Here is a 21,606-nt window from a genome sequence, read left to right as displayed (position 1 = left end):
CACCCGGAAGCTCTGTCTTCCGGGTGCCGCCCTCCTCGGCCACGCGTGTGTCAGCTGACGTTGACCGCCGACCAGGCCGCGGCCACCGCCTTGTACTCGGTGCTGCTGGAGCCGTACAGCGCCGACGCCGCGCTCAGCGTGCCCGTGCGGGCCGCCTTGTAGTCCGTCGTCGACGTGAAGTACGTCGTCAGCGCCTTGTACCAGATCTGCAGCGCCTTGGCGCGGCCGATGCCGGTGACCGTGGAGCCGTTGTACGTCGGGGAGTTGTACGTCACCCCGTTGATCGTCTTCGAACCGCTGCCCTCCGACAGGAGGTAGAAGAAGTGGTTCGCGACGCCCGAGGAGTAGTGGACGTCCAGGTTGCCCACCGACGAGGACCAGTAGTCGGCGCTGCCGCCGTCCTTGCTGGGCTTGTCCATGTAGCGCAGCGGGGTGCCGTCGCCATTGATGTTGATCTTCTCGCCGATGAGGTAGTCACCGGGGTCGGAGGGATTGTTGGCGAAGAACTCCACGCCGGTGCCCATGATGTCCGACGTGGCCTCGTTCAGGCCGCCCGACTCTCCCGAGTAGTCCAGGCCCGCCGTGTTCGCGGTGACGCCGTGGCTCATCTCGTGGCCGGCGACGTCGAGCGAGGTCAGCGGGTCGGCGTTGCCGGAGCCGTCGCCGTACGTCATGCAGAAGCAGCTGTCGTCCCAGAACGCGTTGACGTAGTTGCTGCCGTAGTGGACGCGCGAGTAGGCGCCGACGCCGTCGTTCTTGATGCCGCTGCGGCCGAACGTGCTCTTGTAGAAGTCCCAGGTCTCCTGTGCGCCGTACGCGGCGTCGGCGGCGGCGGTCTGGTCGGAGGAGGACGTGGAGGCGGTGCCGGTGCCGAAGGTGTTGGTCGAGTTGCTGACCAAGGTGCCCTTGCCGGACGTCTTGCGGGCCAGGTTGTAGGTCTTGTGACCGCCGCGGGAGGCGTCGGTCAGGTTGTACGACGAGCCCGACTGCGTGGTGGTGAGGCTGACGGTGCCCGAGTACAGGGTCTTGCCGGTGCCGGTCGCGTTCTCGATGCCCTGGTACTCGAAGAGCTTCTTGCCGGTGGCGGCGTCGGTGATGACGTGCAGCTGGTTCGGGGTGCCGTCGTCCTGCAGGCCGCCGACGACCGTCTCGTAGGCGAGGACGGGCTTGCCGGAGCCGGCCCAGATCACCTTGCGGGCGCCGTCCGCGGCGGACTTCGCGGAGCCGAGGGTCTTGGCGGCGGACACCGCCTGCTTCTCGGCCTTGGCGGCGCTGATCTGCGGCTTGAGCGAGGCCACCTTGATGGTCGCCCCGGTCGCCTTGGTGACGCCCTCGGTTCTGCCCGACTTGGCGGTGTGGACGACCAGGTCGCCGCCGAGCACCGGAAGGCCGGCGTAGGTGCGCTCGTAGCGGGTGTGGACGGTGCCGTCGGCGTCCTTGACGACGTCCTTGACGACCAGCTTCTCCTTGGCGCCGAGGCCCAGTTGCCGCGCGGTCTGCGTGGCGTCGGCCTGCGCCTTCTGTATCAGGGACATGCGGGCCGAGTCGGACAGCGCGGCGGGCGCGGCGGCGAGGGTCGCGCTGCTCTTGCCGGCGGCCGTCGCGGTGGTGGTCAGACCGGTGGAGAGCAGGGCTCCGGCGGCGACGGCGGTGGCGATGACCAGAGTGGCGCGCTTGTGACGCGTGTAGAGGGGGGTCACGCAAGCTCCTTCTCGTGGGGAGTCCGGTCAGCGTGGGGTTACTGGCCGGAGAGGTGGGGTGAAGCTCTGCGACGGGTGAGGGAAGAGTGACATCGGGGGCGCGTACATGTCAGGACCCTGAAGTGATGTTGGCCGGAAATCAACTGTCCGGGAAACGTTGCGCGTGTGTTAACCGGCGCCGTCCGAGCGTGCCGGACCCTCGAACGGCGCCCAGTTCCCAGGCATTTGACGTTCGCTTTACGGGAACGTCAGCTTCCAGTCGTTGATCGTTCCGGTGTCGTACGTGGCCTGATCCTGCACCCGCAACTTCCAGGTGCCGTTGGCCTGTTCGGCGGCCGCGTTGACCGTGTAGGTCTGCTTCACGTCGTGCGCCGAGTCCGAGGAGCTGAAGTCCTTCAGGCGGTAGGCGGTGCCCGAGGGGCCGACGAGGTCGATCACCAGGTCACCCCGCCAGGTGTGCGTGATGTCGACGTACACCTGGAGGTTGCCCGGCGCGTTGCCGCTCCTGCCGGAGACCGTGATGTCCGAGCTGACGGCGGGCCCGTTGTCCGGTATGGCCACGGCGGAGTTGTTCTCGTACGTCGTACCGCCGCCTCCGCCTCCGCCGCCGCCGTCGGAGCGCGAACCGACCGCCACGGCCGCCCAGGCGTCCTGCACCGCCTTGTACTCGGCGCCGGAGGTGCCGTACAGCTCACCGGCGGCCGCGAGGGTGCCGGTGCGGGCGCCCGCGTAGTCGGTGGCGGAGGTGAACTTGGTGGTCAGCGCCCGGTACCAGATCTGCAGCGCCTTGTCCCGGCCGATGCCGGTGACCGGAAGCCCGTCCGCGGTGGGCGAGTCGTAGCTGACCCCGTTGATGACCTTGGCGCCGCTGCCCTCCGACAGGAGGTAGAAGAAGTGGTTGGCGATGCCCGAGGAGTAGTGCACGTCCAGGTTGCCGACGCCCGAGTACCAGGAGTCGGCCGAACTGCCGTCCTTGCTGGGCTTGTCCATGTAGCGCAGCGGGGTGCCGTCGCCGTTGATGTTGATCTTCTCGCCGATGAGGTAGTCACCGGGGTCGGAGCTGTTGTTGGCGTAGAACTCCACGCCGGTGCCCATGATGTCGCTGGTGGCCTCGTTCAGGCCGCCGGACTCGTCGCTGTAGTCCAGGCCCGCGGTGTTGGCGGTGACGCCGTGGCTCATCTCGTGCCCCGCGACGTCGAGCGAGGTCAGCGGGTCGTTGTTGTTCGAGCCGTCGCCGTAGGTCATGCAGAAGCAGCCGTCGTCCCAGAAGGCGTTGACGTAGTTGCTGCTGTAGTGGACGCGGCTGTAGGCCGCGACGCCGTCGTTGCGGATGCCGCTGCGGCCGAAGGTGTTCTTGTAGAAGTCCCAGGTCTCCTGCGCGCCGTAGTGGGCGTCCGCGCCCGCGGTGGCCGCGTTGGACGTGGTGCCGTCGCCCCAGGTGTCGTTGCTCTGGGAGAACAGGGTGCCGGTGCCCGAGGTGCCGTGGTTCAGGTTGTACGTCTTGTGGCCGCCGCGCGCCCCGTCGGTCAGCGTGTACGTCGAGCCCGACCGGGTCGTGGTCAGCTGCACCTGGCCGCTGTAGTGGGTGTTGCCGACGCCGGTCTCGATGCCCTGGTACCGGTACAGCTCCTTGCCGGTGGTGGCGTCGGTGATGACGTGCAGCCGGTTCGGGGTGCCGTCGTCCTGGAAGCCGCCGACGACCGTCTCGTAGGCGAGGACGGGCCTGCCGGTCGCCGCCCAGATCACCTCGCGCACGGAGTCCGCGGCCTGCCTGGTGCCGCCGAGGGCCTTGGCCCGCTCGAGGGCCTGCTTCTCGGCGGTGGCCTTCGGCACGGCCGGGGTGAGACCGGCGACCTTCACGGTGGCGCCGGTGGCCTTGATGACGTCCATCGTCTTGCCGGACGTGTTGCTGTCCACGACCAGGTCGCCGCCGAGCACCGGAAGGCCGGCGTAGGTGCGCTCGTAGCGGGTGTGCAGGGTGCCGTCGGCGTCCTTGACGACGTCCTTGACGACCAGCTTCTCCTTGGCGCCGAGGCCGAGGGAACGGGCGGTGGCGGCCTTGGTGGCGTCGGCTTGGCGGATCAGCTCGACGCGCTGCGAGGGCGTGAGCCGTACGGCCACATGGGCCTTGTTGATCTTGCCGGGCTCGGGTTTCGCCGGTGCGGCGCTGGCCGCGCCCGACTGGACGGCGGCGGCGATCAGGGCGGCGACACCGGCGAGGGCGACGGTGGCGGTGCGCCGGTGGGACGCGTGGGGGGTGCGTCTGCGAGAGGAACTGCTGCTCAACACTGACTCCTTCTGCGTGACCGCGGGTCGCGCGGCCAGGGAGACCGGACGGTGGGTTGGGGCGTCCGGGCAGAACAGGGCGTTACGCGGAACCACGTGCAGGCCGGCCCACACGAGCAGGTGTGACTGTGGGGTTGCTGTGAGTCGGCCTGGGAAGAGTGACAGGGGATCACCGCGCCTGTCAGGACCGCGTCACAAACTTGGCTGGAAATGGTCCGTTGACCGGATGTTCATGTTCGATATACGGACTGGCTGCCTGGGCAGGGGCTCGCGGCGGCGGCCGACGGTGTGACGAGGGCGTCTCGGTGCGACGAGGACGTCTCAGATCATGACGGACCTTCTCCCACAGGGGAGTTGGCGTGCCCGTCGGTGTCCCCGTGCCAGGTCCGCCACAGGGCCGCGTAGGCGCCGTCGGCCGTCACCAGGTCCTCGTGGGTGCCCAGTTCCGTCAGGCGGCCGTTCTCCATGACGGCCACCCGGTCGGCGTCGTGCGCCGTGTGGAGACGGTGTGCGATGGCGATCACCGTACGGCCCTGAAGGACGGCGGCCAGGGCGTGTTCGGCGTGCCGGGCCGTCGCGGGGTCCAGCAGGGCGGTCGCCTCGTCCAGGATCAGGGTGTGCGGATCGGCCAGCACCACCCGGGCCAGGGCGAGTTGCTGGGCCTGGGAGCCGTCGGTGGAGCGGCCGCCCGCGCCCAGCCGGGTGTCGAGGCCGTCCGGCAGGTCCCGGACCCACTCGTCGGCTCCGACCGCCGCGAGCGCCGCCCACAGGTCGTCGTCCGTGGCGTCCGGCTCGGCGATCAGCAGGTTGTCGCGGACCGTGCCGAGGAACACATGGTGTTCCTGCGTGACCAGGACCACCTGGCGGCGCAGCAGCTCCGGCGCCAGCTCGGCCACCGGCACCCCGCCCACCGACACCGTGCCCGTGCCGGGCCGGTCGATGCCCGCGAGGAGTCTGCTGAGGGTCGTCTTCCCGGCGCCGGAGGGGCCCACCACCGCCAGCCGCTCCCCGGGCCGTACCGTCAGGTCCACCCCGCGCAGCACCTCGCCGCCGCGCTCATAGGCGTACCGGACCTCGCGCACGTCGATCAGGTCGTCGGCCGGCACGGGCGAGCCGGCCCCCGTCTCCCCGCGTGGCGCCTGTGCCAGCCCCTCCACGCGGGCGAACGACGCGCTGCTGCTCTGCAGTTGCTCCACGCGCATCAGGATCTGGTCCAGCGGCTCGGTGAACTGCCGCAGATACAGCGCCGCCGCCACCACCGCGCCGACCCCGACCGCGCCCCGCTGGTGCAGCCAGCCGCCGAGCAGCAGCACGCCCACGACGGGCACGGTGTACGTCACCTCGACCGCCGGGAAGAACACCGTCCGCAGGAACAGCGTGTAGAAGCGGGTACGGCGGGACTCCTCCAGCGCGTCCCGGCTCGCCGCCACCCGCCGCTCGCGCAGCCCGAACGCCTCGACCGTCCGGGCACCGGCCGCCGTCGAGGCGACGATCTCCGCGACCTGGGACGTGGCCGCACCCTCGGCGAGGTAGCCGTCCCGGGCCCGCCGCAGGTACCAGCGCAGGGCCAGCCAGATCGGGGTCAGCCCGAGCAGCCCGAACGCCCCGAGCAGCGGGTCGAGCGCGAACACCGCGACCAGCACGAACAGTGCCTGCACGGTGTTGACCAGCAGCTCCGGGCCGACGTCCCGCAGCGTGCTGCCGACGGTCGCCACGTCCGCCGTGCCACGTGCCGTCAGATCGCCCGTGCCGGCCCGCTCCACCAGGGACGCGGGCAGCGCCAGCACCCGCTCGACGTACTCCTCGCGCACCCGCGCCAGCGTCCGCTCCCCGAACCGGTACCCGACGAGCCGCGCCCACCGGGCCAGCAGCAGCTGTGCAAGGGCGCACAGCAGGATCCACGGCGCGAGCCGGTCCACCGCGCCGGACCCCTGGCCGCCCCGCACGTCGTCCACGATCCGCCCGACCAGCCATGGCCCGACCAGCCCCGCCCCCGCCGCCAGCGCGTTCAGCAGCAGCGCGGCGCCGAACGCCCGCCCGTCGGCCCGCACCAGCCGCAGCGCGGCCCGCCGCACCCGGCCCCGGTCGGCGACCGGCAACAGCCCCTCACCCGCCGTCATCGCACGCCCCTTTCCGCATCCCGCAGCGCGAGCGCCGGACCGCCTCGTTGCCCTGGCCCGGGTCGGTCGCCGTCGGTGCTGACCTGCGTGTGCCGGTATGGCAGGGTCCTTTCCGTACCCCGGTGCGTGCGGCCCGCGCCGTTCGTCCACAGCCCCCGGTCCCGTCCCGTGCCCCCGTCACCGTACGGCCCCCTCCGTGTCCCGGGCGACGAGTGCGCGGTAGGCCGGTTCCGTCGTGAGCAGCCGTTGGTGTGGTCCGCTCGCCGCGACCTTGCCGTCGACCAGGAAGACGACCGTGTCCGCGCGGTCCAGGACCAGCGGAGAGGTGGACGTCACCACCGTCGTGCGGCCCTCCCGCGCCTCCCGCAGCCGCCGCGCGACCGTGGCCTCGGTGTGCGCGTCCAGTGCCGAGGTCGGCTCGACCGCGAGCAGCACCTCCGGGCCCGCGAGCAACGCCCGTACCAGCCGCACCCGTTGCCGTTGCCCGCCCGACAGGCTGCGGCCCTGGCCGGACACCGGCGAGTCCGTGCCCTCCGGCAGCCCGCGTACGACGTCCTCGGCGGCCGCCGCGTACAGCGCCCGGCCGAGCTCCGCCTCGTCGGCGGGGTGCCCGGCGGCCACGACCTCCCGCAGCGGCCCCGCGAACAGGTCGGCCTCGTGGTCCGCGACCAGGATCCGCCCGCGCACCTCCGCCAGCGGGACCGCGTCCAGCCGCACCCCTCCCCAGGTGGCGTCGGTCGGCCCGAAGCGGCCGAGCCGGTCCACCACGGCGGCGGCCTCGGCGGGCCGGGCGGTGGCCAGCGCGGTCAGCCGGCCCGGCACCACCCGCACCCCGGACGCCGGGTCGTGCAGCTCGGCCGGTCCCTCGGGCGCCGGCAGCGTGCCCTCGTCCGGCTCCGGCTCCAGCCGCAGCAGCCGTACGACCCGGCGCGCGGCCACCACGCCCCGGTTCAGGTCGTAGGCCATCTGCACGAAGAACGCCACCGGTCCGATCAGCACGGCGACATAGCCGTACACCGACACCAACTGGCCGATGGTCAGGGACCCCTGGGCCGCGAGCCGCGCCGCCAGCCAGGTCACCACGGCCAGGAACAGGGTGGGCAGGCCCACACCGAGCGCCTGCACCCAGCTGGCCACCGCGCCCACCCGGTAGCCCTGCGCGCGCAGCCGCCGCGAGTCCTGCCGGAAGGCGTCCGCGAACAGCCCCTTGCCGCCGAGGCCGTTGAGGACGCGCAGCCCGCCCGCGAGGTCGCCGATGCGCGCCGCGAGCACGCCCTGCCTCTCCCGGTACGCGCTCTCCGCGCCCTGCAGCCGCAGCGTCAGCGGCCCGGTGACCAGCGCGATCACCGGCAGGCCGAGCAGTACGACGGCGGCGAGCGGCGCCGAGATCGCCAGCAGCAGCCCGGCCACCACCACGTACACGACGGCCGAGCCGACGCCGGGACCGACCACGGTCAGCGCCTGCGCGACGGTCTGCACGTCGCCGACCCCGATCGTCACCACCTCGCCGGCTCCGGCCCGGCGCGGCAGGGCGGCCCCCAGCCGGACCACATGTCCCACGACCACCTTCACCGTGCGGAAGTTGGCGTCCATCCGCACCCGGGTCATCGTGCGGTGCCGCATGATGCTCAGCCAGGCGTTCACCGACCCGAGCACGAACATCACCCCGGTCCACGCGGCCAGCACCCCCAGCCGCCCCGGCACCAGCCCCTCGTCCACGGCCCGCGCCATCAGGTACGGCTGTGCGGCCATCAGTACCAGCCACACGCTGCCCAGCAGCGCTCCGGCCGCGGAGCGCCCCGGCTGGCGCAGCACCAGCCACCACAGATAGCGCCAGCCGCCGCGGGTGTCCGGGGTGCCCGGATCCTCGTACGCGTCGATCATCCATCCCCCGATCGGCTCGGCCTCGCCGGAGACCTCGAAGGTATCCAGGGTGGGGACGGGTGCTCCATCGAATAAAGAGGGCGCTCGGGGCGCCGGTGGGCACGTACGGCGCGAGGGCCGGTCCCTCCCAGGGGGAGGCACCGGCCCTCGCGCGGAGTGCGGGGTCAGCTCAGGCCGAGGCTGGAGAGGGCGGTCGTCCAGTCGGTCATGATGGCGTTCTGCGCGTCGGAGAGGCTGACGTCACCGGCGCAGACGGCCTTCTTCAGCTTGTTCTCGACGGTGTCCTTGTTCGAGGAGGTCTCGTTGCCGTAGTGGGGTTCGGGCCAGAGGTTCTCCGCGCTCCTCGGTGCGCCGCCGAGTTCGAGCGGGACGAAGTGGTCCTCCTCGTAGTCCGAGAGGTTGGTGTCGGAGTAGCCGTACTCCACGATCTGCTGCTTCTTCAGCGCGGTCGTGTAGGAGCTGGGCGGCCGTACGGTCGCGGTCCAGCCGGAGACGCAGATGGTGGAGTCGATGGTGCCCTGGGTGACGTCGGGGTTGAGGGCCCCGGGCGTGCAGGCGGAGTCGGGCAGGGGGAGGTAGTCCTGGCTGCAACTGGCGGCGTGGGCGGAGCCGGTGGTGACGGTGAGGCCCGCTGCGGCGAGGGCGAGGGAGGAGAGGGCGGTCACCAGGGGGCGGGGTATTCGGGACATGTGGGGGTCTCCCGGTGTGGTGCCCGGCAGGAATTCCGGGCGGTCGTGGGCATGACAGCACCGGGATCATCTATGCGGGTAGACCTCTTTGCCCGACCGGGAGCCGCTTTGGTTGAACGTTTATTCACGCGAGGGCAGTGCAAGGCAAGGGCTTGACGCGGCCTTGACATCAGGGCCGGCAGAGAGGCCGGGAGGTGTGCCGACGGGGGCGTGATGGTCCGTCAACCACCCATCATATCCCGCGTGAACACGCGCTGAACTACGCCAGGCTGTCCCGCCACGCCCGGTGCAGATCCGCGAACCGGCCCGTGCCGCCGATCAGCTCCTCCGGGCGGCCGTCCTCGACGATCCGGCCGTGCTCCATCACCAGCACCCGGTCCGCGATCTCCACGGTCGACAGCCGGTGCGCGATCACCACCGCCGTACGGCCGCGCAGCACCGTCGACATGGCCCGCTGCACGGCCCGCTCACCCGGGATGTCCAGCGAACTGGTCGCCTCGTCCAGGATCAGCACCGCCGGATCGGCGAGCAACGCGCGGGCGAAGGCGACCAGTTGGCGCTGTCCCGCCGAGATCCGCCCGCCGCGCTTGCGGACGTCCGTGTCGTAGCCGTCGGGCAGGGCGCTGATGAACTCGTGCGCGCCGATCGCCTTCGCCGCCCGCTCGATCTCCCCGCGGGTGGCGTCGGGCCGGCCGATGGCGATGTTGTCGGCGACCGTGCCGGAGAACAGGAACGCCTCCTGGGTCACCATGACCACCCCGCGCCGCAGTTCCGGCACGGGCAGCTCACGCAGGTCCACGCCGTCCAGCAGCACGCGGCCGTCGGAGGGGTCGTAGAAGCGGGCGAGCAGCTTGGCGAGCGTGGACTTCCCGGCGCCCGTCGAGCCGACCACGGCGACCGTCTGCCCGGCCGGCAGGGTCAGATCGAAGCGGGGCAGCACCTCGCCGCCGGTGCGGTAGCCGAACCGGACCCCGTCGAAGACGACCTCGCGCCCCGGGAATCCGCCCTCCAGCGGCGGGAGTTCGCGTGGGTCAGCCGGCTCCGGCACGGACGGGGTCTGCGCCAGCAGCCCGGCGACCTTCTCCAGGGAGGCGGCGGCCGACTGGTAGGAGTTGAGGAACATCCCCAGCCGGTCGATCGGGTCGTACAGCCGGCGCAGATACAGCACCGCCGCCGCCAGCACACCCAGCTCCAGCGAGCCGGACGCCACCCGGTAGGCGCCCCACAGCACGATCCCCGCGACCGCCGTGTTCGCCACCAGCCGGGAGCCGACCACATAGCGGGCCATCTCCAGCAGCGCGTCCCCGTTCGTCCGCTCGTGCCGCCGGTTGAGCACGGCGAACTCGGCGTCGTTGGCCGCCTCCCGGCGGAAGGCGCGCACCGGGCGGATGCCGTTCATCGTCTCCACGAACTTCACGATCACCGCCGCGATCGCCGTCGACCGCGCCCGGTACACCCGTCCCGCCCGCCGCTGGTAGAGCCGGACGAGCAGGTACAGCGGCACGAACGAGACCACCGCGACCGCGCCCAGACCGAGGTCCAGCCACAGCAGCATCGCCGAGATGTAGACGAAGGACAGCACGACGGTCACCAGCTCCTGGAGCCCGTCATTGAGGAGTTCGCGCAGCGACTCCACGTCGGTGGTGGAGCGGGAGATCAGCCGCCCGGACGTGTACCGCTCGTGGAAGTCGATGCTCAGCGCCTGCGCGTGCCGGAAGATCCGGCCCCGCAGATCCAGCAGCACGTCCTGGCTGACCCGCGCGGAGGCCTCGATGAACGCGAACTGCAGCACGCCGGAGGCGAGGGCGCACAGCAGATAGCCGGCGCCGACCGCGAACAGCGGACCGTGCCGGTGGTGCCGGAAGGCCGGCACGGCGGTGTCGATGGCGTACGCCACCAGCAGCGGGCCCACCTGCACCGCCGCCTGCTGGAGCAGCAGGAGGAGGGTGGTCAGTGCGGCCCTGCCCTTCAGGGGCGCGAGCAGGGAGCGCAGCAGGGCGGCCGTGGCGCCGGGCGGGGCGGGCAGGACGTCCCGGTCGAAGACGTCGCCGTCACCGCCGTCGCTCTCGGGGTGCGGGCCGGGGAGTTCGTCGTCCTCGGCGGTGGCAGTGGAGGCGGTCGTGGTGGTCAACGGGAGTCCTCCGTATCCCCGGAGTGCCCGGATGCTCCGGACATCAGATGCGCGTACTCGGCGTTGGTGCGCAGCAGTTCCTGATGGGTGCCTACGGCGGCGATCCGGCCGCCCGAGAGCAGCGCGACCCGGTCGGCGAGCAGGACGGTCGACGGTCGGTGGGCCACGATCAGCGCGGTGGTGTCGGCGAGGACCTGCCGCAGCGCGGCCTCCACGGCGGCCTCCGTGTGCACGTCCAGGGCGGACAGCGGGTCGTCCAGCACCAGGAACTCCGGTCTGCCGACCACCGCGCGGGCCAGTGCGAGGCGCTGGCGCTGGCCGCCGGAGAGGCTGAGGCCCTGCTCGCCGACGCGGGTGTCCGTGCCCTGCGGCAGGGCGTGCGCGAAGTCGGCCTGCGCGACGGCGAGCGCCCGGTCGAGGTCCGGTCTCCCGGCGCCGTCCGGGGCGCCCATAAGGACGTTGTCGCCGACGCTCGTGGAGAACAGCGTGGGTTCCTCGAAGGCCACAGCCACCTTCGCGCGCAGCTCCTCGCGGGGCATGGCGGCGATGTCGACGCCGTCGAGGGTGATGCGGCCCGAGGTGACCTCGTGCAGGCGGGGGACGAGTGCGGTGAGGGTGGTCTTGCCGCTGCCGGTGGCGCCGACCAGGGCCATGGACTCGCCGGGGCGGACGTGCAGGTCGATGTGGGTGAGGAGGGGCGGGGAGTCCTCGGGCGCGTCGGGGTAGCGGAACTGGACGTTCTCGAAGCGGAGTCCGGTGTCGGTCGTCGTCGCCCGCTCACGTTCTCGGGGCGCTGTCTCGGCCTCCGGCGCCCCGTCCATCACCTCGAAGTACCGTTCCGTGGCCGTCGCCGCCTCCTGGCTCATCGCCAGCAGGAAGCCGATCGAGTCCACGGGCCAGCGCAGCGCAAGTGCCGTACTCAGAAAGGCGACCAGCGTGCCCGCCGACAGCCCCCCGTCGGCCACCCGGACCGCGCCCAGCACCAGCGCCGCCCCGATCGCCAGTTCCGGAAGCGTCACGATGACACCCCAGATCATGGCGAGCAGCCGCGCCTTGCGCAGTTCCGTGCCGCGCAGGGTGACCGCCAGCTCGCGGAACGCCCGTGCCTGGCTGCGGTGGCGGCCGAAGCCCTTGATGATGCGGATGCCGAGCACGCTCTCCTCGACCACCGTCGTCAGGTCACCGACCTGGTCCTGCGCGCGCCGCGCCACCAGGGCGTAGCGCCGCTCGAAGACCGCGCAGGTCCACATCACGGGGACGGCGGGACCGAGGATGACCAGGCCCAGCACCCAGTCCTGCATCAGCATGATCACCACACCGACGAGAATCGTGACCCCGTTGACCAGCAGGAACGTCAGCGGGAAGGCGAGGAACTGACGCAGCAGCATCAGGTCCGTCGTGCCCCGGGAGAGCAGCTGGCCGGAGGCCCAGCGGTCGTGGAAGGCGACGGGCAGCCGCTGCAGACGGCCGTAGAGACCCGCCCGCATCTCCGCCTCGACGTGCGACAGCGGACGGGCCACCAGCCAGCGCCGTATGCCGAACAGGACCGCCTCGGCGATCCCGAGGAGGAGCAGACACAGCGCGCCGAACCAGACTCCGGCCGGGTCCCGGTCGGCGACCGGCCCGTCCACGATCCACTTCAGGACGAGCGGGATCACCAGACCGGTGCAGGAGGCGACGACCGCGACGAACGCGGCCGTGAACAGCCGCGCCCGCACGGGGCGGACGTACGGCCACAGGCGCAGCAGCGTGCGGACGGCGGAACGGTCGGTCTCGGTGGTTGCACGTGTCGTGGGCATCACTCGCGAGCGTACGGACCGGCACTGACAACGCCCACCGAGTTTTGGCCGGACCCGAGTCCGCCGTTGGTCCTACGACCTGCACGTTCGACCACTCGGACGAGGGTTGTGCACGGGGGTCGCAGGCCGGCATCAACCGATCGGACGATGCCGCATCGAGCGGGGCGGCCGATGTGCCGGGCCCCGCCCACCCGGGATTCTCGGGACATGCCATCCGTCATCGAAGTCACCGATCTGCGCAAGTCGTACGGCGGCCGGGCCGTCGTCGACGGGGTCTCCTTCGCCGTCGAGGAGGGCGAGATCTTCGGGATCCTCGGCCCGAACGGCGCCGGCAAGACCACCACCGTGGAGTGCGTCGAGGGACTGCGCGTGCCCGACGGCGGCCGGGTCCGGGTCACCGGCCTCGATCCGGTCGCCGACCACGACGAGGTCGCCAGGATCCTCGGCGCCCAGCTCCAGCAGAGCGAGCTGCAGCCCAAGCTGACCGTGCGCGAGGCGCTGGAGCTGTACGCCTCCTTCCACCCGGCCGCGGCCGACTGGCGGCCGCTCGCCGAACGCCTCGGTCTCGCACCGAAGCTCGGCACCCGGTTCGCCAAGCTGTCCGGCGGACAGCGGCAGCGGCTGTTCATCGCGCTGGCCCTCGTGGGCAATCCGCGGGTCGTCGTGCTGGACGAGCTGACCACCGGCCTCGACCCGCGCGCCCGCCGTGACACCTGGCAGCTGATCGAGGACGTCCGCGCGAGCGGCGTCACCGTGCTCCTCGTCACCCACTTCATGGAGGAGGCGCAGCGGCTGTGCGACCGGATCGCGGTGATCGACAAGGGGCGGGTGGCCGCCCTGGACAGCCCGGCCGGGCTCATCCGCCGGTCGGCGGGCGCCACCGTCATCAGCTTCACCCCCTCGGCCCCGCTGGACGACCACGACCTCACCGGCCTCCCGGCCATCGCCTCCATCGAGCGCAAGGACGGCCGGATCACGCTCTCCGGCACCGACGAGACCGTGAACGCGGTCATCACCCTGCTCGCCCGGCACCGCATCACCGCCCACCAGCTGCGCGTCCTCGACGCCACCCTCGACGACGCGTTCCTGGACCTGACCGAAGGACCGACCAAGGAGGCCGCGGCATGAACACCGCCGTCCTGCGCACCGAGTTCCGCCTGTTCCGCCGCGAACCCGGCGCCGTTTTCTGGATCTTCCTGTTCCCGACGCTGCTCCTGGTCATCCTCGGCTCGATCCCGTCGTTCCGGGAGGCCGACAAGTCCCTGGGCGGGTTGCGGCCGGTGGACGCCTACGTGCCCATCGCCGTACTGATCGCCCTGATCATGTCCGGGGTGCAGGCGCTGCCCCAGGCCCTCACCGGCCACCGCGAGCGGGGCATCCTGCGCCGGATGCGGCTCACCCCCGTACGGCCCTCCGCCCTGCTGTCCGCGCAGATGGTCGTGCAGGGCTCGGTGGCGCTGGCCTCGGCGCTGCTCGCGCTCGTCGTCGGCCGGCTCGCCTTCGACGTGACGCTGCCCGAGCAGCCGGCCGGGTATCTGCTGGCGCTGCTGCTCGCTACCGGGGCGGCCCTCGCCCTCGGCTCCGTCGTCTCGGCGCTGTCCCGCACCACGAAGATCGCGAGCGCGATCGGCTCGGCGGTGTTCTTCCCGATGATGTTCTGCGCGGGCGTGTGGCTGCCCGTCCAGGAGATGCCGCACACGCTGGCCCGCGTGGTGCAGCTGACCCCGTTCGGCGCGGCGGCCCGCGCCCTGGGCGAGGCGGCGGCCGGACACTGGCCCGGCTGGACGCACCTCGGTGTGCTCGCCCTGTGGACGGTACTGCTCACGGCCGGTGCCGCCCGCTGGTTCCGCTGGGAGTGAGCGGGTCGTGCCGGACACTGGTGACATGACGACTGACGCCCAACTGCCGGCCCGGGCCTCCTTCGACACGTGGGGGCCCTGGGCGCTGCTGACGGTCGGTGTCGTCGCGGCGGCCATCTCCGCCCCCCTGACCGGGATGGACCGGCTCGGGAAGGCCGTCTCCGTCGTACTCGTGCCCGCGGCTGTCGTGCTGCAGCTGTGCTGGGGGAGGGTGAAGCGGAAACGGCCGGGCCCGAGCCGCGCCGGTGTCTGCCTCTACCTGCTGCGCTGGGCCATCGGCTTCGTGCTGACCTGGGCCAACCCGTTCTTCGCCTTCTACGCCGTGACCGGCTACTACACCGCGGCCCGGGAGCTGCCCCGCCGGCTGGTGATGCCCGGTCTCTTCCTGACCGCCGTCACCATGGCCGGCAGCGAGATCGGCGGCTGGCCGCCGCACGGGCCGATCCTGTGGCTCGGCTTCTTCCTGGTCCTGGCCGTCAACATGGGCATGGTCACCGTGTTCACCCGGTACGCCGTGCAGGAGCAGGAACGCGCCGTCGTCCAGGCCGACACCATCGCCGAACTGGAGCGCACCAACACCGCGTTGCAGCAGGCCCTGGACGAGAACGCCGCGCTGCACGCCCAACTCCTCCTCCAGGCACGGGAGGCGGGCGTCGCCGACGAGCGCCGCCGGCTCGCCGCCGAGATCCACGACACCATCGCCCAGGGCCTGACCGGGATCATCGCCCAGCTCCAGGTCGTCGCGGGCGCCCCCGACCTGACCACCGCCCGCACCCACCTGGAACGCGCCTCCGCGCTGGCCCGGCACAGCCTGGGCGAGGCCCGCCGCTCGGTGCACAACCTGGCGCCCGTCGCCCTGGCCGCCGACGGCCTTCCCGAGGCCCTGAAGAAGACGGTCACCGAATGGGGCGAACGCACCGGGGCACGCGCGGAGTTCACGGTCACCGGCACCACCGAGCAACTGCACGACGAGGTCTCGGCGACCCTGCTGCGCATCGCCCAGGAGGCCCTGTCCAACGCGGCCCGGCACGCCCGCCCCACCCGCGTCGGGGTGACCCTGTCCTTCATGGGCGACGAGGTCACGCTGGACGTCCGCGACGACGGCACCGGCTTCGACCCTGCCGCCGTACCGGAGCGCACACACAGCGGCGGGTTCGGACTGGACGGGATGCGGGCCCGGGCCGAGCGCATCGCGGGCTCGCTCACGGTCGAGTCCGAGCCGGGGCACGGTACGGCGGTGTCGGCTCGCGTACCGTTGGTGCGCGATGAACGCTGAGCCTGTGATCTCCCTGCTGATCGTCGACGACCACCCGGTGGTCCGCGACGGCCTGCGCGGCATGTTCGAGTCCGCGCCGGGCTTCCGGGTGCTCGGGGAGGCCGCCGACGGCGTGGAGGCGGTGGCCCGGGCCGCCGCCCTGGACCCGGACGTGATCCTGATGGACCTGCGGATGCCCGGCGGCTCGGGCGTCGACGCGATCCGCGAGCTGACCCGCCGGGGCGCCCGCGCGAAGGTCCTGGTCCTCACCACCTACGACACCGACACCGACACCCTGCCCGCGATCGAGGCGGGCGCGACCGGTTACCTCCTCAAGGACGCCCCGCGCGACGAGCTGTTCACCGCCGTCCGCGCCGCCGCCGGGGGCCGTACGGTCCTGTCCCCGGCCGTCGCCTCCCGTCTGGTCCACGCGGTCCGCACCCCCCGGCAGCCCGGCGCCGAGCCGCTGTCCGCCCGCGAGCGCGAGGTGCTGGTCCTGGTCGCCAGGGGCACGTCCAACCGCGAGATCGCCCGCGAGCTGTTCATCAGCGAGGCGACCGTGAAGACCCACCTCACCCACCTGTACGCCAAACTCGGCGTCAACGACCGTGCGGCGGCGGTGGCGGCGGGGTACGACCGGGGGATCCTCGGCTGAGTCACCGGCTCAGACCACGCGCAGCAGCAGCACCGCCCGCCCCGGCACCGTGATCTCGGTCCCCGCCGGACGGACCGTGCCCGGCGGCTCGGCCTGGTCCTCGCGGGAGGTGTCCACGACCACCTCGTACCGGTCCGCCCAGGGCCCAGCAGGCAGGACGAAGACGGTCGGGTCCTCGCCCGCGTGCAGCACCGCGAGGAAGCTGTCGTCCACGACCGGTGCGCCCCGCTCGTCGCGGCCCGGGATGTCCCGGCCGGAGAGGTACATGCCGAGCGTGGCCGCGGGGGCGTACCAGTCGCCCTCGGTCATCTCCGTGCCCCGCGCGGTGAACCAGGCCAGGTCGCGCAGTCCGTCCGCCGAGTGGGCGCGGCCGGAGAAGAAGGCGCGGCGGCGCAGCACCGGATGCCGGTGGCGCAGGGCGATCAGCCGGGAGGTCAGGTCGAACAGGGGCCGCCAGGCGGGGTCGTCCAGCAGGGACCAGTCCAGCCAGCTGATCCCGTTGTCCTGGCAGTAGGCGTTGTTGTTGCCGCGCTGGGTGCGGCCGAGTTCGTCGCCGGCCACCAGCATGGGCACGCCGGTGGACAGCAGGAGCGTCGTGAGCAGGTTCCTGAGCTGACGGCGGCGCAGGGCGCGCACCCGCTCGTCCTCCGTCTCGCCCTCCACCCCGCAGTTCCAGGAGCGGTTGTCGTCCGTGCCGTCGCGGTTGTCCTCGCCGTTGTCCTCGTTGTGCTTGCGCTCGTACGACACCAGGTCGCGCAGGGTGAAACCGTCGTGCGCGGTGACGAAGTTGACCGAGGCGTACGGGCGCCGGCCGCCCCAGGCGTACAGGTCGCTGGAGCCGGACAGGCGGTAGCCCATCTCGCGGACGTCCGGCAGGGCGTGCCGCCAGAAGTCCCGGACGGCGCCCCGGTAACGGTCGTTCCACTCGGTCCACAGCGGCGGGAACGCGCCGACCTGGTAGCCGCCGGAGCCGATGTCCCACGGCTCGGCGATGAGCTTCACGCGCCGGAGAACCGGGTCCTGGGCGATGACCGCCAGGAACGGGGAGAGCATGTCGACGTCGTGCATCGAGCGGGCCAGCGCCGCCGCGAGGTCGAAGCGGAAGCCGTCCACGCCCATCTCCGTCACCCAGTAGCGCAGCGAATCGGTGATCAGCCGCAGGACCTGCGGCTGGACCACGTGCAGGGTGTTGCCGCAGCCGGTGTAGTCGGCGTACCGCCGGGCGTCGTCCTGGAGCCGGTAGTAGCCGCGGTTGTCGATGCCCTTCAGGGACAGGGTCGGACCCAGTTCGCCCGCCTCCGCGGTGTGGTTGTAGACCACGTCGAGGACGACCTCGATGCCGGCCGCGTGGAGCGCGCGCACCATCCGCTTGAACTCGCCGACCTGCTGGCCCGTCGTACCGGAGGCCGCGTAGGCGGCGTGCGGGGCGAAGTAGCCGATGGAGTTGTAGCCCCAGTAGTTGCGCAGGCCCCGGCGCAGCAGGTGGTCCTCGTGCGCGAACTGGTGGACGGGGAGCAGTTCGACGGCCGTGACGCCCAGCCGCACCAGGTGCTCGATCGCCGCCGGGTGCGCGAGGCCGGCGTAGGTGCCGCGCAGCTCCTGCGGGACGCCGGGGTGCAGCTTGGTGAAGCCGCGCACGTGCAGCTCGTAGATGACGGAGTCGGCCCACGGGGTCTTCGGCCGGCGGTCGTCCTCCCAGTCGTCGTCATCGTCGACGACGACCCCCTTCGGGACGTACGGCGCCGAGTCCCGGTCGTCGCGCACGGTGTCGGCGACGCGCTGCTCGGGCCAGTCCCGGACATGCCCGTACACCTCCGGCGGCAGCCGGCAGTAGTCGTTCCCCTCGGCGCCGTCCACCGCCCGCGCGTACGGGTCCAGCAGCAGCTTCGCCGGGTTCCAGCGGGCGCCGGTCCACGGGTCCCAGCGGCCGTCCACCCGGTAGCCGTAGCGCTGCCCCGGCATCACGCCCGGCACGAAACCGTGCCAGATCTCGTGCGTCAGCTCGGTCAGCCGGACCTGGGTCTCCCGGCCCCGCTCGTCGAACAGGCACAGCCGGACCGCTTCCGCGCCGCCCGCCCACAGCGCGAAGTTGGTGCCCGCGACCCCGTCCGGGCCGACCCGGAACCGGGCCCCCAGCGGTGTCGGGGCGCCCGGCCACACCACGGGAGCCGGCACCGCGGCGCGCCGGGCGCCGTTCACCACGGCCGGCTGCTGCCCGGTCCCGGCGGCCGGCTCCCCGGCCGGTGCCCGCTGCTCGGCTGCGCTCGTCACCTGTCGGCCCCTCTTTCAGTGGCTCGCCCCCGGGGCGGTGCGACCGGCCGTGCCGAACAGCCGAGGCTGCCCCGCAGCACCCTCGGCCGCCCGGTACGGCTGCGCCCCGACGGCCGGGGGCGCCCTCTGGACCGGTGCTCCGTCGTCCCTTTCAGCCGATCCGGTCCAAGAAGGCGCCCCCTGCGGCGCGGGCGCGGCGGCTCCCCGGCGTGTCGTCCTTCCCTCTGTTCTGCCCAGTGCGTGCGTCGCACTCACGTTTCCCCGGAGCGGGCCCGGTCGTTGAGCCGCGCGTGAGGCACGTACAAGGACGCGCGCGGCGCGCGGGAGCCGCGCTGGCCGCCGTACTGACATGGGCGGCCCTGCTGGCAGGGTGCTCCGCCGGGGGCTTCGGACCGCTCGGGCTGGACGGGGCGCCCGGCAAGCCCCCGGCGCCCGAGGACGTCATCCATGTCACCCCCGACGACGACAGCAGGGCCGTCCGCCCCGAGCAGCCGCTGCGGGTCCGGGTGCCCGACGGGCGCCTGCGGAAGGTGACCGTCGTCAGGTCGCAGGACGCACAGGACTCCCCGGTGCCCGGGCACATCAGCGCCGACGGCCGGACCTGGCGGCCGGACGGTGACCGGCTGGCGCTCGCCGCCCGGTACACCGTCGACGTGGTGGCGCTGGACGCGGCCGGCCGCCGCTCGGCCCGGCACACCACCTTCACCACGCTCGTCCCCGACGAGCGGTTCATCGGCTACGTCACCCCCGAGAACCGTGCCGTCGTCGGCACCGGCATGATCGTCTCACTCACCTTCAGCCGGGCGATCACCCACCGGGCCGCCGTCGAACGCGCCGTACGGGTCAGCGCGCGGCCTCCCGTCGAGATCCGCCCGCACTGGTTCGGCGGCAGCCGGCTCGACTTCCGCCCCGAGCAGTACTGGAAGCCCGGCACCGAGGTCACCGTCGACCTGAACCTGCGGGACGTCCAAGGAGCGCCCGGCGTCTACGGGTTGCAGGACAAGACCTTCTCCTTCACCGTCGGCCGCAGCCAGGTCTCGCTGGTCGACGCCGCCCGGCACACCATGCAGGTGCGCCGGGACGGCCGGCTGCTCGCCACCGTGCCGATCACCGCGGGCGCCCCGGAGAACCCCACCTACAACGGCAAGATGGTGGTGATGGACATGCTGGAGGTCACCCGCATGAACAGCCGCACGGTCGGGTTCGGCGGCGAGTACGACATCCCCGACGTCCCGCACGCCATGAAGCTCACCGACTCCGGCACCTTCGTGCACGGCAACTACTGGTCGCCGGGCGCGCCGGGGCGGGTCAACGTCAGCCACGGCTGCGTGGGTCTCAGGGACGTCCGGGGCGGCAGTTCGGCCACCCCGGCCGGCTGGTTCTTCGACCGCAGCCTCGTCGGTGACGTCATCGAGGTCGTGGGCAGCCGGGAGAAGACCGTCGCCCCGGACAACGGCCTCGGCGGGTGGAACATGACCTGGCAGGAGTGGAAAGCGGGCAGCGCGGTGAAGTAACCAGGTGAGGGGCCCGCTTTCGGGCGGCGGTGCGGGCGGAAGTTGCGACGGAACGGTGACATTCGCCTGACACCCCGCTCAAAACCAGGCGGTTAATATGCGCGCACCAGTGTGGTGGGGAGCGGGCCTGGGCCAGGCCCGGCGAGGGGAGAACGACTTGAACGTGCGGCCTGTATGGGGGGCGTCGGCGGCGGGGCGACGAGGTCGTGGGGGGCTGGCGCTGATATCCGGTGCCCTGGTGCTCTCGCTCGCGGCGTGCGGCGGGGGAGCGGGCAAGGGCTCCGGCGAAGGCAAGGGCAAGGAGACCCAGCAGGGCAAGCAGCAGTCCACCGCCGCCGTCGCCATCTCGCCGAAGTCCGGTGCCACCGGCGTCGACACCAGCGGCGCGCTCAAGGTGAGTGTGGCCAAGGGCAAACTGACCGAGGTCACCGTCAAGGACGCCAAGGGCCGGACGGTCCCCGGCTCCATAGCCGGCGGCGGCGCGTCCTGGACGCCGTCGACTCATCTGGCCGCCGCCACCAAGTACACCGTGCACGCGGTCGCCAGGGACTCCGAGGGCCGCGAGGCCGCCGAGGACTCCTCGTTCACGACCCTCACCCCGAAGAACACCTTCCTCGGGTACTTCACCCCCGAGGACGGCTCCACCGTCGGCGTCGGAATGCCGTTCTCCGTCGACTTCACCCGGGGCATCACCCACTCCGACGCCGTCGAGAAGGCCATCAGGATCAGGACCGAGCCGGCCGTCGACGTCGAGGGCCACTGGTTCGGCAACGACCGCCTGGACTTCCGCCCCGAGAAGTACTGGAAGGCAGGCACCAAGGTCACCGTCGACCTCGATCTGGACGGGGTCGAGGGCCGTGACGGCGTCTACGGCAAGCAGCACAAGACCATCAGGTTCACCATCGGCCGCAACCAGGTCTCCGTCGTGGACGCCGAGAAGCACACGATGAAGGTCACCCAGGACGGCAAGGTCATCAAGACCCTCCCGGTCACCACCGGCAAGCCCGGCTACGACACCTGGAACGGCCAGATGGTCATCAGCGAGAAGCTCGCGGTGACCCGGATGAACGGCGAGACGGTCGGCTACGGCGGCGAGTACGACATCAAGGACGTCCCGCACGCCATGCGCCTGACCACCTCCGGCACCTTCCTGCACGGCAACTACTGGGGCGGCGACGCCTTCGGCAACTACAACGCCAGCCACGGCTGCGTCGGCCTGCGCGACGTGCGCGGCGGCTACGACGGCTCCACCCCGGCCGCCTGGATGTTCAACCACTCCATGATCGGCGACGTGGTGATCGTGAAGAACGCCCACGACCGCACGGTGGACCCGGCGAACGGGTTCAACGGGTGGAACATGTCGTGGGCGGACTGGACGAAGTAGACGGTCATGGACGTACGGACCCGGTGCTGTGAGGCTGCATTTTCCGGGGGAAACCCCCC

General features: G+C 72.0%; 14 protein-coding genes. 6 read left to right on the top strand and 8 right to left on the bottom strand.

Going from position 1 to position 21,606, the window contains the following annotated elements; translation table 11 throughout:
• Nucleotides 1-50 precede the first annotated feature (50 nt).
• The 7 genes from ACFYZB_RS36120 to ACFYZB_RS36090 form a co-directional block, all read right to left on the bottom strand.
• A complete protein-coding gene (locus tag ACFYZB_RS36120; RefSeq protein WP_388765725.1) occupies nucleotides 51-1,700 on the bottom strand; it encodes a M4 family metallopeptidase in 1,650 nt (549 codons plus the stop codon).
• Between the two features lie 237 nt (nucleotides 1,701-1,937).
• On the bottom strand, nucleotides 1,938-3,986 hold the full coding sequence (locus ACFYZB_RS36115; RefSeq protein ID WP_388765723.1) for a M4 family metallopeptidase: 2,049 nt from the start codon (nucleotides 3,984-3,986) through the stop codon (nucleotides 1,938-1,940).
• 326 nt (nucleotides 3,987-4,312) lie between these two features.
• Nucleotides 4,313-6,106, bottom strand: a complete 1,794-nt coding sequence (locus ACFYZB_RS36110) for an ABC transporter ATP-binding protein (protein WP_388765720.1) — start codon at nucleotides 6,104-6,106, stop codon at nucleotides 4,313-4,315.
• Between the two features lie 177 nt (nucleotides 6,107-6,283).
• A complete protein-coding gene (locus ACFYZB_RS36105; protein WP_388765717.1) occupies nucleotides 6,284-7,990 on the bottom strand; it encodes an ABC transporter ATP-binding protein in 1,707 nt (568 codons plus the stop codon).
• Between the two features lie 164 nt (nucleotides 7,991-8,154).
• Complete coding sequence (locus tag ACFYZB_RS36100) at nucleotides 8,155-8,679, bottom strand: hypothetical protein (protein WP_351212658.1); 525 nt, start codon at nucleotides 8,677-8,679, stop codon at nucleotides 8,155-8,157.
• 259 nt (nucleotides 8,680-8,938) lie between these two features.
• Complete coding sequence (locus ACFYZB_RS36095; RefSeq protein ID WP_388765716.1) at nucleotides 8,939-10,810, bottom strand: ABC transporter ATP-binding protein; 1,872 nt, start codon at nucleotides 10,808-10,810, stop codon at nucleotides 8,939-8,941.
• Nucleotides 10,807-12,609 carry an ABC transporter ATP-binding protein gene (locus ACFYZB_RS36090; protein ID WP_388765714.1) on the bottom strand — a complete coding sequence of 601 codons (1,803 nt, stop codon included), beginning with the start codon at nucleotides 12,607-12,609 and terminating at the stop codon, nucleotides 10,807-10,809. The genes ACFYZB_RS36095 and ACFYZB_RS36090 overlap by 4 nt, the downstream gene beginning before the upstream one ends.
• Nucleotides 12,610-12,816: 207 nt before the next feature.
• Between ACFYZB_RS36090 and ACFYZB_RS36085 the strand changes: the two genes are divergently transcribed.
• From ACFYZB_RS36085 to ACFYZB_RS36070, 4 genes are read left to right on the top strand one after another with little or no spacing between them, the layout of a single operon-like run.
• Nucleotides 12,817-13,737, top strand: a complete 921-nt coding sequence (locus ACFYZB_RS36085) for an ATP-binding cassette domain-containing protein (RefSeq protein ID WP_388765712.1) — start codon at nucleotides 12,817-12,819, stop codon at nucleotides 13,735-13,737.
• Complete coding sequence (locus tag ACFYZB_RS36080; RefSeq protein ID WP_351212663.1) at nucleotides 13,734-14,468, top strand: ABC transporter permease; 735 nt, start codon at nucleotides 13,734-13,736, stop codon at nucleotides 14,466-14,468. The genes ACFYZB_RS36085 and ACFYZB_RS36080 overlap by 4 nt, the downstream gene beginning before the upstream one ends.
• 25 nt (nucleotides 14,469-14,493) lie before the next feature.
• Complete coding sequence (locus ACFYZB_RS36075) at nucleotides 14,494-15,744, top strand: sensor histidine kinase (protein WP_388765709.1); 1,251 nt, start codon at nucleotides 14,494-14,496, stop codon at nucleotides 15,742-15,744.
• The gene (locus ACFYZB_RS36070; RefSeq protein WP_388765707.1) at nucleotides 15,734-16,378 is read left to right on the top strand and encodes a response regulator; all 645 of its coding nucleotides are present in this window, start codon (nucleotides 15,734-15,736) and stop codon (nucleotides 16,376-16,378) included. The genes ACFYZB_RS36075 and ACFYZB_RS36070 overlap by 11 nt, the downstream gene beginning before the upstream one ends.
• A gap of 9 nt (nucleotides 16,379-16,387) precedes the next feature.
• Here ACFYZB_RS36070 and glgX read toward each other — a convergent pair whose 3' ends face one another.
• Nucleotides 16,388-18,649: a glycogen debranching protein GlgX gene (gene glgX, locus ACFYZB_RS36065; RefSeq protein WP_388765704.1), complete on the bottom strand. Its 2,262-nt coding sequence runs from the start codon at nucleotides 18,647-18,649 to the stop codon at nucleotides 16,388-16,390.
• Between the two features lie 290 nt (nucleotides 18,650-18,939).
• Between glgX and ACFYZB_RS36060 the strand changes: the two genes are divergently transcribed.
• Together ACFYZB_RS36060 and ACFYZB_RS36055 are read left to right on the top strand one after the other, a co-directional pair.
• Nucleotides 18,940-20,163 carry an Ig-like domain-containing protein gene (locus ACFYZB_RS36060; protein WP_388765702.1) on the top strand — a complete coding sequence of 408 codons (1,224 nt, stop codon included), beginning with the start codon at nucleotides 18,940-18,942 and terminating at the stop codon, nucleotides 20,161-20,163.
• Between the two features lie 157 nt (nucleotides 20,164-20,320).
• On the top strand, nucleotides 20,321-21,547 hold the full coding sequence (locus tag ACFYZB_RS36055) for an Ig-like domain-containing protein (RefSeq protein ID WP_388765701.1): 1,227 nt from the start codon (nucleotides 20,321-20,323) through the stop codon (nucleotides 21,545-21,547).
• The last annotated feature ends 59 nt before the right edge of the window (nucleotides 21,548-21,606 follow it).

Origin of the sequence: Streptomyces sp. NPDC001852, from assembly GCF_042891825.1 — a bacterium.
In the GTDB taxonomy this organism is placed as follows: Bacteria; Actinomycetota; Actinomycetes; order Streptomycetales; family Streptomycetaceae; genus Streptomyces.
Note: the sequence above shows the minus strand (reverse complement) of the source record. Positions and strands in the feature narration are given on the sequence as shown.